The 15,471-nt window shown below is 69.0% G+C and carries 11 protein-coding genes and 1 pseudogene; 5 read left to right on the top strand and 7 right to left on the bottom strand.

Annotated elements, in window-relative coordinates; all coding sequences use genetic code 11:
- Positions 1-61 precede the first annotated feature (61 nt).
- The 5 genes from ACFUN8_RS15290 to ACFUN8_RS15310 form a co-directional block, all read right to left on the bottom strand.
- Positions 62-2,572: a carbohydrate-binding protein gene (locus tag ACFUN8_RS15290; RefSeq protein WP_383636487.1), complete on the bottom strand. Its 2,511-nt coding sequence runs from the start codon at positions 2,570-2,572 to the stop codon at positions 62-64.
- Positions 2,573-2,758: 186 nt separating this feature from the next.
- On the bottom strand, positions 2,759-3,646 hold the full coding sequence (locus tag ACFUN8_RS15295; RefSeq protein WP_383636490.1) for a carbohydrate ABC transporter permease: 888 nt from the start codon (positions 3,644-3,646) through the stop codon (positions 2,759-2,761).
- A gap of 67 nt (positions 3,647-3,713) precedes the next feature.
- Positions 3,714-4,775, bottom strand: coding sequence for a carbohydrate ABC transporter permease (locus tag ACFUN8_RS15300; protein WP_383636493.1), 1,062 nt, complete (start codon positions 4,773-4,775; stop codon positions 3,714-3,716).
- Position 4,776: 1 nt separating this feature from the next.
- The gene (locus ACFUN8_RS15305; RefSeq protein ID WP_383636497.1) at positions 4,777-6,135 is read right to left on the bottom strand and encodes an extracellular solute-binding protein; all 1,359 of its coding nucleotides are present in this window, start codon (positions 6,133-6,135) and stop codon (positions 4,777-4,779) included.
- 292 nt (positions 6,136-6,427) lie between these two features.
- A complete protein-coding gene (locus ACFUN8_RS15310) occupies positions 6,428-7,474 on the bottom strand; it encodes a LacI family DNA-binding transcriptional regulator (protein ID WP_383636500.1) in 1,047 nt (348 codons plus the stop codon).
- Positions 7,475-7,769: 295 nt separating this feature from the next.
- Between ACFUN8_RS15310 and ACFUN8_RS15315 the strand changes: the two genes are divergently transcribed.
- From ACFUN8_RS15315 to ACFUN8_RS15335, 5 genes are all read left to right on the top strand, one after another.
- Positions 7,770-9,269: an alpha-N-arabinofuranosidase gene (locus ACFUN8_RS15315; RefSeq protein ID WP_383636503.1), complete on the top strand. Its 1,500-nt coding sequence runs from the start codon at positions 7,770-7,772 to the stop codon at positions 9,267-9,269.
- Between the two features lie 161 nt (positions 9,270-9,430).
- On the top strand, positions 9,431-11,434 hold the full coding sequence (locus ACFUN8_RS15320) for a glycoside hydrolase family 2 protein (protein WP_383636506.1): 2,004 nt from the start codon (positions 9,431-9,433) through the stop codon (positions 11,432-11,434).
- Positions 11,431-12,741 carry an extracellular solute-binding protein gene (locus tag ACFUN8_RS15325; protein WP_383636509.1) on the top strand — a complete coding sequence of 437 codons (1,311 nt, stop codon included), beginning with the start codon at positions 11,431-11,433 and terminating at the stop codon, positions 12,739-12,741. The genes ACFUN8_RS15320 and ACFUN8_RS15325 overlap by 4 nt, the downstream gene beginning before the upstream one ends.
- 24 nt (positions 12,742-12,765) lie before the next feature.
- Positions 12,766-13,764 carry a carbohydrate ABC transporter permease gene (locus tag ACFUN8_RS15330; protein WP_383636512.1) on the top strand — a complete coding sequence of 333 codons (999 nt, stop codon included), beginning with the start codon at positions 12,766-12,768 and terminating at the stop codon, positions 13,762-13,764.
- 109 nt (positions 13,765-13,873) lie between these two features.
- Complete coding sequence (locus ACFUN8_RS15335; RefSeq protein WP_383636521.1) at positions 13,874-14,785, top strand: carbohydrate ABC transporter permease; 912 nt, start codon at positions 13,874-13,876, stop codon at positions 14,783-14,785.
- A gap of 42 nt (positions 14,786-14,827) precedes the next feature.
- On the opposite strand, the gene ACFUN8_RS15340 is transcribed toward ACFUN8_RS15335, so the two are convergent.
- Together ACFUN8_RS15340 and ACFUN8_RS15345 are read right to left on the bottom strand one after the other, a co-directional pair.
- Positions 14,828-15,148 (bottom strand): DUF664 domain-containing protein, encoded by a 321-nt coding sequence (locus ACFUN8_RS15340; RefSeq protein ID WP_383636524.1) that lies wholly within the window; start codon positions 15,146-15,148, stop codon positions 14,828-14,830.
- A gap of 62 nt (positions 15,149-15,210) precedes the next feature.
- Positions 15,211-15,399, bottom strand: a pseudogene (locus tag ACFUN8_RS15345) (hypothetical protein); the annotation flags it as partial.
- Between the last annotated feature and the right edge of the window lie 72 nt (positions 15,400-15,471).

The following is a 15,471-nucleotide window of genomic DNA, read 5'->3' on the forward strand; positions in this document are numbered from 1 at the left end:
ATGGAGGTGGTGACGGTGCGCCGTGCGGGGCGAAGTACCGGCGATCGTGCCGCCGTTCGGGCTACCAGCCGCTGTTGCCGGGGCCCCGGGTGATGGCGAAGCCGCCCACGAGGTCGAGCCCGCCGTCCGGCGCGCCCGTGACGGTGACGTCCGAGAACGTGCCGGCTCCGGCGGCGTTGATCTCGATGCCGTGGGTGCCGGTGTTCTGGATCTTGATGTTCTTCAGGGTGAGGTTGCTGACGGTCTTCTGCCACGAGACCAGGACACCGCTGTAGGTGCTGTCGATGATGTCGATGTCCTGGACGAGCACGGGCGCCGTGATGTCGGAGGAGTCGGCGTAGATCCACAGCGCGCCGAACTCGCTCTGCCAGTTGGGCTCGTAACCGCCCGTCCGTTGAAGGGTGTTGCGCTGGACGGACGTGGTGCCGCTGAAGGGCACGGGGGCGAAGCGGCTGCTGATGGCGATGCCGGCCGATCCGGTGACGGTGTCGGCGAAGACGTTGTCCTCGACGCGGTTGGCGTTGCCGCCGTAGATCCCCACGCCGTTGGCGAGCAGCGGGACCTGGACGGTGTTGAAGCGGTAGGCGCTGTTGCTGACGGCCTGGGCCTCGGAGAACATCGCGAGTCCGTCGTCGCCGGTGTTGCGCACACTGGTGTTCCACACCTCGGTGTTGGCGGTGCCCTTGTGCAGGTTGATGCCGTCGGCGAAGGTGTCGCGGATCCGCAGGCCGCTCACGTACAGGCCGTCGGTGGGCGCGTCGATCCACAGACCGACCTTGGTGTGTTCGATCCAGATGTTCTGGATGGTCGATCCGGTCCCGAAGTCGCCCTCGATCGCGGCGTGGAAATTGGCGTCGTCCCGGTAGGAGACGTCGCCGGCGATGGTCAGGTCCTGGACGGTGTTCGTGCCGCCCCGGCCGAAGAGACCGCCCTTGCCGTCCTTGCCGCGCAGTACGGTCGACCACTCCCCCGCGCCGCGCAGGGCGATTCCGGTCAGGTTCACATGGTCGGAGATGTTGTACGTACCGGCCGGCAGCCACAGGCCCTTGCCCTGCGACTTGGCCGTCCCCACCGCCGAGTTGAGCGCGGCGGTGTCGTCGCTGCCGTCGTCCGGGGTCACGCCGAGGGTGGTCGCCGAGACGAAACCGGTGGACGGCATGGTGGCGGCGGCCGGTGCGGTCTCCGTCTCCACCAAGTCCAGCGTGTAGTTGGCGGCGGTGTCGCCGGAGTCCTTCTGGAACTTCAGGACGGTGCCGGCGGGGAAGTTGCCGACGGTGGCGCGTGTCTCGTCGAAGAAGTGGTGGGCGGAGCCCTGCGAGGGGTCGTTGTTGTAGGGGTAACCGCCGTACACCCAGGCGTACTTGGACGACAGGTCCAGGTCTTTGACCTGGGTGCCGTTGGCGTAGACGCTGAGCGTCGCCGACGTTCCGGTGCCCGCCGCGTTGTCGGGGATCGAGTAGCGCAGGGTCAGCGCGTTGGCGGGCCGGGTGAGCGTGAACTGCACGTACTCGCCGGTGCTGTCGAGGACGACGGCCTTACGGCCGGACGCCTCTGACGGAACGCTGAGGAAGGTGCGGTCTGGGCCGATGGTGGTGGCGTTGGTGGTGCCGCTCTCGGCTTCGTACGCGGTGTACGGGACGGTCGCGCCCCGGCTCACGCCCGCGCCGGCGCCGGTCACGGTGATGCCGTCGAGCTGGAAGTCGCCCGCGTCGCCGGATTCGGTGCGCAGGGTAAGGGTGTTGAGGGAGGCGCGCAGCGGTACGTCGGTGGTGGTGGTCCGCCACTCGCCCGTGGTGCCCGGCAGTTGGACCTGGCGGATCTTCGTGCCGTTGGCCGTCAGGCTCACGCTCGCCGCCGCCGACGCGGTGGTGCGGTAGCGGACGGCGACCGGATAGGTGCGGGCGGCGGGCGCGTCGACCGCGAAGACGGCGCGCGCGCCGGCCTTGGTGAAGCCGGTCAGATAGCCCCTTCCGCCGTATCCGGAGGCGGAGTTGGCGATACCGGAGCCGCCGGAGAAGTACGCGTCCTCGGCGTCCTGGGCGGGGGCGTCGGCGGGCGGCTCGGTCGGGGCGTCGGGGGTGGCGGCCGTGAAGTTGTCGAGGTTGACGTTGCCGCTGTCGGCGGTGGTGAAGGTGAGGGCGACGGTGTTGCTGCCCTCCTTGTACGGCACCGGCTCGTCGCGCGTGGCCCAGGTGGTCCAGTTCGCGGTGGCGGGGAGGCTGATCTGGCGGACCTTGGCGCCGTTGACGTACAGGCTCAGGGTCATGGTGGCCGTGGTGCCGTTCGCGTAACGGATCTTGAGCGACCCGTTCCCGGCGGCGGCCGAGGGGACGGTGAACGAGGTGGAGGCGCTGCCCTTGTTGCCGTCGGTGTAGCCGCCGACGAAGCCCGAGCCGGTGTAGCCGGCGTGCTCGGTGGAGCGGACGGCGCCGCCGGACAGGGTTCCGGACTCGGCCTCGACGGCCGAGGTGCCTGCGGCCGACGTGCCGGTGACCGAGGTGCTGGCGGCGGCGCCGGGGGCTCCGTACCACTGGGTCAGTGTGCAGAGGAGGGCGAGGAGAAGGGGGATCACGGCGGATCGGGCGGCTCTCGAACGCGCTATGGGTACGGGTGTCACAGCGGTCTGTCCTTCCGGGATGAGCACCGATGAGGCAGTGGGGTGCCATGGGGGGACTACCGCGACGACGGCTGTCGTCACGGAGCGGGTGGGGGCGCGATGGGGCGTGGCGGGCGGGGGCCCCGTGGGGGTGCGGTGGGCTCAGCCCTTGAGGCTGCCCGCGGTGAGTCCGGCGATGATGTGGCGCTGGAAGATCAGGAAGAGGACGAGCAGCGGGACACTGGCCATGACCATGCCCGCGAGCAGCTGATTGGCCGGCATGAACTCGGACAGCCGGTTGAGCGCGACCGTGATGGGCTGTCTGGCGGGATCGGGCAGGACGAGCATCGGCCAGAGGAAGTCCTTCCAGACGCCGACGACCGCGAAGATGGACACCACGGCGAGCACCGGCCGGGAGAGCGGGAGCACCACGGAGACGAGGACCCGCAGCGGTCCGGCTCCGTCGATCCGGGCTGAGTCGAGCAGTTCGGCCGGTATCTGGTCGAAGAACCGCTTCAGGATGAAGATGCTGAAGGCGTTGGCGGCGGCCGGCAGCCAGATCGCCCAAGGGGTGTTGATCAGGTTGAGATGGAGGACGGGGATGTCCACGACGGTGAGGTACGTGGGCACGAGCAGGGCGGACACCGGCAGCATGAGGGTGGCCAGCATCATGCCGAGGATCACGTTGCCGAGCAGGGGCCGCAGCTTGGACAGCGCGTACGCGGCGGACACGGCGACCAGCAGCTGGAACAGCCAGGCGCCGAGGGCCAGTACGAGTGTGTTGAGGAAGTGCTTGCCGAGCCCGACGTTCGTCCAGGCGCCGGTGTACGACTCCGGGTGCCAGGACTGCGGCAGCAGGGTGATGTCGGGATCGGCCAGCTCGGAGGAGGACTTGAGCGCGCCGGTCGCCATCCAGTAGAGGGGGAAGACGAAGGCGAGCGTGAAGCCGATGAGCGTCATGGTCAGCACGAAGCGGTAGAGGAACCGGCTCTTGCGGCCCGTCATCTCGGTGGGGGCGATCAGGGTGCGTACGGGGGTGTCGGCGGCCATGTCGGTGCCTCTCGGTCCTTTCCGGTCCTCTCGGGCTCTCTCGGTCCTCTCGGTGCTCCCGGCTCTCTCAGTCCCTGCTCCGGGTCAGCCGCAGATAGCAGGCGGCGAAGAGGCCCAGGACCACGAAGAGCAGCGAGCTCATCGCGCTGGCCAGGCCGAAGTCGTTGTAGACGAACGCGTAGCGGAACAGCAGCAGCAGTACGGTGACGGTCGCGTCGTCCGGTCCGCCGCCGGTGAGGATGTACGGCTCGATGAACACCTGCATGGTGCCGATGACCTGGAGGAGGAGCGTGATCATCAGGATGAACCGCATCTGCGGGATGGTCACGTGCCACAGCCGTTGCCGGATGGACGCGCCGTCCAGCTCCGCGGCCTCGTACAGATCACCGGGGACCGAGCCGAGCGCGGCCAGGTAGATCAGCGTGGTGGTGCCCATGTTGGCCCAGGTCGAGACGAGGACCAGGGAGATCATCGAGAGGTGCTCGGACTCCAGCCACTGCTGGGCGGGCAGCTGGAAGATCTCCAGGGTGTTGTTGAAGAGTCCGGGGCCGGGGTCGTAGAACCAGCGCCACAGCAGCATGGTGACGATCGGCGGCAGCATCACCGGCAGATAGACGGTCATCCTCAAGTAGCCGCGTCCGTGGCGGAGTTCGTTCAGTATCACCGCCGTCGCGAAGGGGGCGGCGAAGCCGAGGACGAGCGCGAGCAGGGTGAAGTAGCCGGTGTTCTTCCAGGCCGTCGCGAACAGCGGGTCGTCGAAGAGGCGACGGAAGTTGTCGAGGCCCACCCAGGTGGCGGGTTCGGCGAAGTTGACCTGCTGGAAGGCGAGCAGCCCGCCCCGGACGATCGGGTACCAGGAGAAGACGGCGAAGCAGAGCACTCCGGCGGTCAGGAAGAGGTACGCGGTGAGGTTCTCCCGCAGTCGGCGGCGCCGGCGGTCCGCGCGGACCTGACGGGGCGAGCCGGGTGACCGGATCGAACGGATCGAACGGGACGAGCGGTCGTCGTCGGTCTTCGCGACCGCTCGCGCGTCGTCCGCGTGCGCCCCGGCCCCCTCGCCGCCGCCGGCGGCCGGCCCCGACCCCGGCGACTGCGACTGCGACGTTGTGTGAAGTGGCGTGGCGCCCATGTCACTTGACCGTGGCGAGGAGGGAGTCGACCTTCTTCGCCGCGTCGCCGAGAAGCCGGTCGAGGTCCGCGTCCTTCTTGGTCAGGACCGACTGCATGACGCCGTCGAGAACGGTGTAGATCTGCTGCGCGTTGGGCGGCTCGACCTTCTGCTCAAGTTCGCCGTTGCGGGCCATGAAGGGCGCGAAGTTCTTCTGCGGGACGTTGGCGTACTTCGCGTGGATCCCGTCGACCTTGTTCTGCACCTCGTCGGTGTAGAGCCGGTCGAGGGGCAGCCCGATCGGCACGTCCTGGCCACCGATGCGCTGGTCGTTGAAGGCCGTGCGGTCCGGGTTCAGATACTTCCACTGGACCCACCGCACTCCCGCCTCGATCTTCTCGGGCGACGCCTTGGGGTTGAACATGAAGCCGTTGCCCCCGCCGAGGGTCGCGGTCCCGGGCATGGCGGCCACGCCGTAGTCGTCGTACTCGCGCTCGAACTGCTTGACGATCGTGGGGACGTTGTCCGGACCGGCCATGTACATCCCGAGCTTGCCGGAACCCATCATCTTCTGGACGTCGGCGATCTCCAGGAGCTGGCGGGTGCCCATGCTGCCGTCGGTCCAGCGCATGTCGTGGAGCATCTGGAGAGCGTCGCGGCCGGCCTCGTCGTCGAACGCGGCCTTCCACCGGTCGCCGTCCTTCACCGCGATGTCGCCGCCCATGGAGTAGACCCAGGAGGTGAAGTGCCAGCCGCCCTGGTTGTTCTTGCTGTAGTCGGCGTATCCGACCGTGCCGTCACCGAGGGCGCTGATCTTCTTCGCGGCCGTCCGCACCTCGTCCCAGGTCGTCGGCGGCCTGTCCGGGTCGAGTCCCGCCCGCTCGAACAGCGCTCGGTTGTAGACCAGGCCGAGTGAGTACTGCCCGTTCGGGAGGCCGTAGATCTTGCCGTCCTGTCCCTTGAAGACGTCCTGGAACTCGGGACGGATGTCCTTCAGATACGGCACGTCCTTGAGGTACGGCGTGATGTCGGCGCCCTGGCGGCGCTGGATCAGACCGGCCGGGTCGGTGAAGTAGACGTAGTACACGTCCTCCAGCTGGCCGCCCGCGAGTTTGGCGGCGAAGGTCTTGGGGTCCATCTGGCCCTCGTGGGGCTCGATCCTGATCTTCGGGTGAGCCTTCTCGAAGTCCTTGACGTCCTGCTCGAAGATCTTGCGGTCCACCGGCTGCGTCTTGGGCGGCATGTCGTTGACGCTGATGGTCACGACGCCGTCCTTTCCGACGCCCGACGGTTCGGACGGGCTGCCGCAGGCGGCAGGACCGAGCATCAGCGCCGAGGCCAGGGCCAGGCCGAGCGCGCGACGTCGTGCGATGCCATCCATGTCCATGGGGATCCCATGCCTTCCTGGCGGAGTCTGCAAAGGGTTTGCGTGACTTGCAGCGGCTCGGCCTCTGCGTCGTCTCGTCGGCGCCGACAGTAAAAGTGGGATACGCAAGAAGTCAATGAGCGTGCGCAAAAACTAAATCTGGGGGGAGGGGTGGTCCGGAGGCAGGCGTGACGGATTGTCACCGGACAGGGCGACAGGGCAGGCGATCCAGTCCGGTCGCGAACGACGGGAAGGGGCCCGGCCGTTGGCCGGACCCCTTCTTCTTTCGGCGTTGCCCGTCAGACGCTCACGACGCCCGGGAGCCCCTCGCGACGGACGGCGGAGGGGCCGTTGAGCTGCGCACGATCAGTTCGGTGTCGAACATCATCATCTCGCCCTCCGTCGCGTGCCCCTTCATCTGCGACGCCAGCGAGGCGATCACTGCGGCGGCCATCGCCTGGACCGGCTGACGCGCCGTCGTCAGGGGCGGGTCGGTCGCCACCATGTACAGAGAGTCGTCGAATCCGACGACCGAGAGGTCTTCCGGTACACGCAGCCCCTGCCGCCGCGCGGCGCGGATCGCGCCAAGGGCGAGTGCGTCGCTTGCGCAGACGACCGCGGTGGCGCCGTGCGCCAGGAGCCGGGGCAGTGCGGTGGCGCCGCCCTCCATCGAGAACAGCCCATGGGAGACGAGTTGGCGCCAGTCCTCCCCCGGCCCGGCGGACCCCGCGCTCGTCCGCTGTTCGCAGAACGTCTGGTAGCCGGCGAGTTTGCGGGCCGACGGGACATGCCCCACCGGGCCGAGGATCATGCCGATCCGCTCGTGTCCGAGCGAGGCGAGATGCCCGAGCACCTGCTGGGCGGAGGCGGAGTCGTCGATGGAGACCTGGGCGACGCCCAGATTCTCGTCCGCCGCGTTGAGCAGCACGATCGGTAGCCGCCGTTCGCGCAGGGCGCGTCCGTGCTCGGGGCCGGCGTCGGCGTAACTGGCGCCGACGAAGATGATCCCGCCGACGTTCTGCTTGAGGATCATGTCGATGTAGTGCGCCTCGGAGACTCCGTCGGCGGTGCGTGTGCACAGGACGGGGATGAGACCGCGCTTGTTCAGAAGTCCCGCCAGCGCCTCGACGAAGGCGGGGAAGATCGGATTCTGCAGGTCGGGGACCACGAGTCCGACGAGCGCGGCCCGCTCCCGCTGCATGTCGCGCGGCCGCTCGAAGCCGCAGACGTCCATCGCGGTCAGCACGGCGTCGCGGGTCGACGGGGCCACGTCGGTCGCCCCGTTGAGCACCCGTCGGGCCGTCGTCTCGCTGACGCCGGCGAACTCGGCCACCTGAGAGAGTCTTTTCTTCACGCCCACCAACCTACCAACCCGATGCGCAAGAAATGAAGATCGGTTGCGCAATTTTCTGACACATAAGGCCAGTCATGATCGGGCCGACGCGGTCGCGCGAGGCCCCTCAAACCCGGTCGCGCCTCTCACCCCACCCGCTGCGGCCCGTCGGCCGGAACCGTTGACGCGGCCCCTGACGCGTTCTACCTTCCCCTTGTTCACGTCCGGGATTGCGACCGTTGTCCGAAATATCGAACCCATCGGGCCCATTAGACCCATCAGACCTGTCAGACCTGTCGACCAAGGCGAGGAACGCATGGCCCGCACCGCCCACTTCACCCTCGACCCCGCCTTCACCGTCGGCGAGGTCGACGACCGCCTCTTCGGCTCCTTCGTGGAGCATCTCGGCCGCTGCGTGTACACGGGGGTGTACGAGCCGGGCCACCCTTCCGCCGACGCGGCCGGCCTGCGCGGCGATGTGCTCGCTCTGGTGAGGGAGTTGGGCGTGAGTGTCATCCGATATCCCGGCGGCAACTTCGTCTCCGGCCACCGGTGGGAGGATTCCGTCGGCCCCGTCGAGGACCGGCCCCGCCGGCTCGACCTCGCCTGGCACTCCACCGAGACCAACCGTTTCGGCCTCGCCGAGTTCATGGACTTCGTCGGCAAGGTCGGCGCGGAGCCGATGATGGCGCTCAACCTCGGTACGCGCGGTGTGCGGGAGGCGCTCGACCTCCAGGAGTACGCCAACCACCCCGCCGGCACCGCCCTGTCCGAGCTGCGCCGGTCGCACGGTGCGAAGGAGCCGTACGGCATCGGGCTCTGGTGTCTGGGGAACGAGCTGGACGGCCCGTGGCAGACCGGGCACAAGACGGCGCGGGAGTACGGGCGGCTGGCCGCCGAGACCGCCCGGGCCATGCGCCAACTCGACCCGTCCGTGACACTCGTCGCGTGCGGCAGCTCGAACCAGGCCATGGCGACGTTCGCCGCGTGGGAGGCGGAGGTGCTGCGGGAGACGTACGACCTGGTGGACCACATCTCGCTGCACGCGTACTACGAGGAGACGGACGGCGACCGCGACTCGTTTCTCGCCTCCGCCGTCGACATGGAGTCGTTCATCGAGAACGTGGTCGCCACCTGTGACCATGTGGGCGCCCGGCTCAAGTCCGGCAAGCGGGTCAATCTCTCGTTCGACGAGTGGAACGTCTGGTACCAGTCGCGCCACGAGCCGCCGGTCGGGGACTCCTGGGACGAGGCGCCCCGGCTGCTGGAGGACGCGTACTCGGTCACCGACGCGGTCGTGTTCGGCTCACTGCTGATCGCCCTGCTCCGGCACGCCGACCGCGTGACCATCGCCTGTCTCGCCCAACTGGTCAATGTCATCGCGCCGATCATGACGGAGCCGGGCGGCGCCGCCTGGAAGCAGACCACGTACTTCCCCTTCCAGCAGGCGTCGCGCTACGGCCGGGGGCGGGTGCTTCAGGTGGCCGCCGACTCGCCCACGTATCCGACCCGCGAGTACGGGGAGGCCGATCTGCTGCACGCCACCGCCGTCCGGGGCACCGACGGCTCGGTCACCGTCTTCGCGGTGAACCGGAGCACGACCGAGCCGCTGCCGCTGGAGATCTCCCTGCGTGGGACGGGGGTGAGCGGTGTCGTCGAGCACAGCGCGCTCCACGACGCCGATCCCGATGCCCGCAACACCCTCGCCGAGCCCGAACGCGTCGCGCCACGGGCCCAGTTGGGCACCGAACTGTCCGGCGATTCCCTGCGCGCCACGCTCGCGCCGCTGTCCTGGAACATGATCCGGCTGGCCTGATCATGGCTCCCCGACACCGAGAAACCTCTGTGCGAGGTATTTACACCAGGGCTTTTACATCGATGTAATCGATGTCCGGCCGCACGCGCCGCCCAGCCGCCCGGCTGCCCGGCCGGTGGCTTCGCGAGCCCGCACGTGCCTCTTCCCTGACCGGAGACGCCATGTCACTGCCCCCCACCGGCCCGTCCGACTCCCTGTCCGACCAGTCGAACGACGTCCCACGGCCCGAATATCCGCGTCCCAGCTTCGTGCGCGAGGAGTGGCGGAATCTCAACGGCACCTGGCAGTTCGCCTTCGACCCCGGCGACAGCGGTCTCGAACGCGGCCTTGTCCACCAGGAGTTGACCGGTCGGATCACCGTGCCCTTCTGCCCCGAGTCCGAGCTGTCGGGCATCGGCGACCCCGACTTCCATCCCGCCGTCTGGTACCGGCGTACGGTGCGTGTCCCGGCGCACTGGGCGGGCCGGCGTGTGCTCCTGCACTTCGGCGCGGTCGACCACGACACGACCGTGTGGGCGGACGGACGTGAAGTGGCAAGGCACAGCGGCGGGTTCACCTCCTTCACCGTGGATCTCGGCGATGTCGCGGGTGGTACGGAAGCGGGGCCCGGCGAAGACGGTGAGGTCGTCATCGTCGTACGGGCCAGGGACAACCCGCACGGTCCGCAGGCACGTGGCAAACAGTCCGTGGAGTACGCCAACACCGCCTGCAACTACACCCGTACGACGGGTATCTGGCAGACCGTGTGGATGGAGCCGGTCTCCGGCGTCCGGCTGGAGCGCCCCCGCATCACCCCGGACCTGGGCTCGGGCGCGTTCCACCTCGAACTGCCGCTCTCCGCCAACCGCCCGGGGCACCGTGTACGGGCCGTCCTCCGCGACGCGGCCGGCGAGACCGTCGTACGGGCCGACGTGCGCGCCGATCTCGATCTCGCGCCCCGCATGGTGCTGACCGTCCCCGCCGACCGGCTCAGGCCGTGGAGCCCGGAGGACCCCCATCTCTACGCGGTGGAGCTGGAGTTGGTGAACGCCGAGGGGCAGGTGACCGACTCCGCCGTCTGCACCGCCGGGCTCCGGTCGGTGGCCATCGACGGCAAGCGGCTGCTGCTCAACGGCCGCCCGGTCTTCCAGCGGCTCGTACTCGACCAGGGCTGGTATCCGGACGGGCTGATGACCGCGCCCGACGACGCGGCGCTCGTACGGGACATCGAACTCTCGCTCGCCGCGGGCTTCAACGGGGCCCGGCTCCACCAGAAGGTCTTCGAGGAGCGTTTCCTGCACCACGCGGACCGGCTGGGCTATCTCGTCTGGGGCGAGTTCGGCGACTGGGGCTGCGCGAGCGGGACCACCACCAGGGACAACCAGCGGCCGACCGCCGGATACCCCGCGCAGTGGCTGGAGGCCCTGGAGCGGGACTACTCCCATCCCTCGATCGTCGGCTGGTGTCCGCTCAACGAGACCCATCAGAAACTGCACGACCGGCAGACCGTCCTGGACGACGTCACCCGGTCCATGTTCCTCGCGACGAAGGCCGCCGACCGCTCACGGCCGGTCATCGACGCGTCGGGCTACTCCCACCGCGTCGCCGAGACCGACGTGTACGACTCGCACAGCTACGAACAGGACCCGTCGCTCTTCCGTGCCCAGATGGCGGGCCTGGACAAGAACGCGCCGTTCACCAATCCGGACGAGCGGGACACGGACGCCGTGTGGTCGCTGCCCTATCGCGGACAGCCGTACTTCTGTAGCGAGTTCGGCGGCATCTGGTGGAATCCGGAGGAGGCCGCCGCCCAACGCGACGGCCCCGACACCGACACAGACGCGGACGACGCCGACCGCAGCGTCTCGTGGGGCTACGGCCAACGTCCGCGTACGGAGGAGGAGTTCCAGCGGCGCTTCGCCGGGCTCACCGGTGTGCTGCTCGACGATCCGCACATGTTCGGCTACTGCTACACCCAGCTCACCGATGTGTTCCAGGAGCAGAACGGCGTCTACCGCTTCGACCGCACGACGAAGCTCGACGTCGGGCGGTTGCGCGCGGCCCAGGTGCGTCGCGCGGCGTTCGAGGCTCCCCACGGGGATCCCACGGGCACGGGCGTGGGCACGGGAGCCGGAGCGGGAGCGGGAGCGGGAGCGGGCGGCGACGGCGAAGGGGCCGAGCGGTGAGCGGCCCGTCCCGGCGCCGGCTGCTCAAGGGCGCGCTGTACGGCGCCGGGGCCGCCGCCCTGGCCCCGGCGCTCGGCGCCTGCGGCTCGGTCACGGGCAGCGTCTCGGACGCCGAGGAGATCCAGTACTGGAATCTGTTCCAGGGGCCCGACGGTGCGCTGATGAAGGACATCACCCGCGACATCGAACGCCGCACGCCGGGACTGAAGGTCAGGAGCACGGTCCTGGAGTGGGGACCTCCGTACTACACCAAGCTCGCCATGGCCTCCGCCGGCGGGCGCTCCCCGGACCTCGCGATCCTGCATCTGACCCGGCTGCCCGGTTACGCCCCCGGCGGGCTGCTCGACCCCTTCGACCTGGATCTGCTCGCCGAGTTCGGCGTACGCCGCGAGGATCTCAACGAGACGGTGTTCGAACGCTGTCTGTACGAGGGCGAGCCGTACGCGATCCCCCTCGACACCCACCCGTTCATCATCTACTTCGATCGCGACCTGATGGACAGGTCCGGGCTGCTGAGGAGCGACGGACAGCCGCTTCCCTTCGAATCGCCCGCGCACTATCTCGAAGTCGCCGAGAAGCTCCGCAAGGACCACGGGAAGCTCGGCCCCGTGTTCGGCCATGTCACCGACGCCGCCATGGGCTGGCGCATGTTCTGGACCCTGTTCAACCAGACGGGCGCCACCTTCGACCTGTCGGGCGGCCGGCTGGAGATCGACCGTGAAGTGGCCGCCGGCGTCGTGGAGTTCATGGCGGACATCGCGCGGCCCGACTGCCGGACGATGGACCTCACCACGGCGATAGCCGCGTTCGCCAACGGCGAGTCCCCGATGATCTTCTCGGGCGAGTGGGAGCTGAACACCTTCCGTACGGCCAAGAAGGACACCCTCGGCGCCGCTCCCTTCCCCACCTTCTTCGACCGGCCGGGCGGCGCCGCCGACAGCCACTCGCTGGTGCTCCCCCACCAGACGGGGGCGGATCCGGACCGGCGGCGCCGTACGCATCAGTTCGTCGCCGAGCTGGTCAAGTCGAGCCTGGCGTGGGCGGAGGCCGGTCATATCCCGGCGTACCGGCCGGTCGTGGAGTCGAAGGAGTACGCCGGGCTGCATCCGCAGGCCGAGTACGCCGCGGCGGCCGACCATCCGGTGCTCGATCCGGCGGCCTGGTTCACCGGCTCCGGATCGGACTTCCAGAACCGGATGTGCCAGGCCCTTCAGCCGACCCTCACCGGGTCGGCGTCCGCGCGCAGCGCCGTACGGACGATGGAGTCGGAGATCAACACGCTTCTGTCCAAGCCGAATCCGGCCTGATCGCGAAGGAAAGGAGCGAAGGCCATGAGCAGCGTGCCCACCGTCACCGGTCCGAACGCCGGCGACGAAGCCCGGCCCTCCGCGAAACGCCGGCGACGTGGTCTGCCGGGTGGCGGCCCGTCAGGAGGAGGCGAGCGGAGAGGCACAGCGTCCCGGGGTGGTGCCTCGGGACTCGCCGGGTGGCCGTTCGTCGTACCGTTCCTGGTCTTCTTCGTTCTCTTCCTGGTCGTGCCCCTCGGCTTCGGGCTGTGGATGAGCCTCACCGACTCCAGCCTCACCGGCCACGGCGACGGCACCTTCGCGGGACTGGACAACTACGCCGAGGCGTTCACGGACAGCGAGGTCTGGCAGAGCCTTGGCAACACCGCCTGGTTCACAGTGCTCTCGTCGGTTCCGCTGGTGCTGTTCTCCCTGGTCATGGCGCTGCTCGTGCACACCGGGCTACCCGGCCAGTGGGTGTGGAGGCTGTCCTTCTTCGCGCCGTACCTGCTGCCCGTGGCCGTCGTCACCCAGGTGTGGATGATGCTCTACCAGCCCGAGTCGGGGCTGTTCAACACCGCGCTGGAAGCCGTCGGTATCGACGGGATCGGCTGGCTGGTGGAGGAGAAGTACGCGATGTGGTCCGTCGCGCTCCTCACACTCTGGTGGACGGTGGGCTTCAACTTCCTGCTCTACCTGGCGGCCCTCCAGTCGGTCCCGGACCATCTCTACGAGGCGGCGGCGCTCGACGGGGCCGGTGCGTGGCGCAGACTGTGGTCGATCACGCTGCCGCAGCTGCGCCGTACGACCGGGCTGATCGCGGTCCTGCAAGTACTGGCCTCCCTCAAGGTGTTCGACCAGATCTATCTGCTCACCAAGGGCGGGCCGGCCGGATCGACCCGGCCGATCCTCGAATACATCTACGACACCGGTTTCACCAACTACCGGCTGGGCTACGCCTCCGCGGTGTCGTACGTCTTCTTCGCGATCGTCGTCGTCCTCTCCCTCGCCCAGCTCAAGCTCTTCTCGCGCAGGGAGGACTGATCCGGCCATGACCACCGACGCATCATCACTCGCATCCAATCCGTCCGACGCGCCCAACGCGACCAGCGCGTCCGGCCTCTCGAACGCGTCCGGACCGCGCCGCAGCACCATGCCGAGGGAGGTGGCGCGCAGACGCCGCGGCGGTCTCGGCGGCAACAGGGCCGGAGGCGGGCGGAGTTGGCACCCGATGCTGGGTGCGGGCCTCCTCCCCCGTGTCCTGTCCGTGCTGGCGCTGATCCTGATGGCCGGTGTCTGGCTGGTGCCGATCGCCTGGGGGCTGGACACCTCCTTCAAGTCGGAGGTCGACGCGAGTTCGGCGGGCGGCGACTGGATTCCGGCGGACGGCTTCACGCTCGCGGCGTACCGGGAGATCTTCGCGCAGGGGAATCTGCCCGTCTGGGCGCTCAACAGCCTCTTGATCGGTGCGGCGGTGACCGTACTGACGGTCGTCGTGTCCGCCATGGCGGCGTACGCGCTCTCCCGAGGGCTGTTCCATGGCCGGCGGGCGCTGCTCGCGGTCACCGTCGCCTCGATCCTGGTGCCGCCGCAGATCCTGATCGTGCCGCTGTTCCGGCAGATGCTGGCGATGAACCTGGTGGACACCTACGCGGCGGTGATACTGCCGCAGGTGGTGGCGCCGGTCATGGTCTACATCCTGAAGAAGTTCTTCGACGCGGTCCCGCGCGAGCTGGAGGAGGCCGCCCGGATCGACGGGGCCGGGAGCGTGCGGATATTCGTCAGCGTCATCCTGCCGCTGTCGCGGCCGATACTCGCCGCGGTGTCGATCTTCGTCTTCATCACCACCTGGAACAACTTCCTGTGGCCGTTCATCATCACCAGCGACCCGACGCTGATGACGCTGCCGGTGGGTCTGTCGAGCGTCAAGGACTCCTACGGCCTGCAGAACGCGCAGGCGTCGGCGGCGTCGGTCCTCGCCGCGATTCCGCTGCTGGTGGTCTTCATGCTGTTTCAGCGTCAGATCGTCAAGTCCGTCGCGACGACCGGGCTGGGAGGTCAGTGAGCTCTGGGTGAGCGGTAGTTGGCACGGAACGTTGTCACGCCGTCAGCGCGGCGGGTCCTCGCCGACGAGGCCGTCCACCGACTCACGGATGAGATCGGCGTGGCCCACATGCCTCGCGTACTCCTCGATCAGGATCCGCCGCAGGCTCGGGGCCCCGCCGTCGGGCCGGCCGCGCCGGGACAACTGGTCGAGACCGCCGTCGGCCAGTGCCTCCGCGACCAGGGCGCGGGACCGGTCGACGGCGTTCTGCCAGAGCGTGTACAGCTCCTCGGGGCTGTTGGCGGCGGCCGTTCGCCACTCCCAGTCGGGGCCGGAGTCCCAGTCGACCGTGTCCCACGGGGGCGACGGTCTACGGTCGAACAGCCGGCCCGAGAAGTAGTCGCCTCAACGAGCGCGAGGTGCTTGATCAGTCCGCCGAGGGTCACGGACGAGACGCCGACCGTCGCCCGCAGCCCGGCCGGGGCCAGTCCCCCGCTCTTCCAGGCGAACGTCGCGCGCTGCCGCTCCAGCGAGCCCAGCAGGGGCGCGATCTCGTCGCCGGCGACGGGAGGTTCCGCGCTGCGCCGCCGGCCCGTCAGCGGCCCAGTCGGGCCGCGAGACCGTCGAGCACGCACTCCAGGCCGAACGCGAACTCGACGTCGGGGTCGGGTTCCTCGCCTTCGAGGACGCGGCGGGCGAGCATCGGG

Source organism: Streptomyces sp. NPDC057307, assembly GCF_042667665.1.
GTDB lineage: Bacteria > Actinomycetota > Actinomycetes > Streptomycetales > Streptomycetaceae > Streptomyces.

Bases quoted from the DNA above. Each gene is read 5' to 3' on its own strand.
- ACFUN8_RS15295 (WP_383636490.1), bottom strand. From the start codon at position 3,646: ATGGCCGCCGACACCCCCGTACGCACCCTGATCGCCCCCACCGAGATG.
- ACFUN8_RS15300 (WP_383636493.1), bottom strand. From the start codon at position 4,775: ATGGGCGCCACGCCACTTCACACAACGTCGCAGTCGCAGTCGCCGGGG.
- ACFUN8_RS15305 (WP_383636497.1), bottom strand. From the start codon at position 6,135: ATGGATGGCATCGCACGACGTCGCGCGCTCGGCCTGGCCCTGGCCTCG.
- ACFUN8_RS15315 (WP_383636503.1), top strand. From the start codon at position 7,770: ATGGCCCGCACCGCCCACTTCACCCTCGACCCCGCCTTCACCGTCGGC.
- ACFUN8_RS15320 (WP_383636506.1), top strand. From the start codon at position 9,431: ATGTCACTGCCCCCCACCGGCCCGTCCGACTCCCTGTCCGACCAGTCG.
- ACFUN8_RS15330 (WP_383636512.1), top strand. From the start codon at position 12,766: ATGAGCAGCGTGCCCACCGTCACCGGTCCGAACGCCGGCGACGAAGCC.
- ACFUN8_RS15335 (WP_383636521.1), top strand. From the start codon at position 13,874: ATGCCGAGGGAGGTGGCGCGCAGACGCCGCGGCGGTCTCGGCGGCAAC.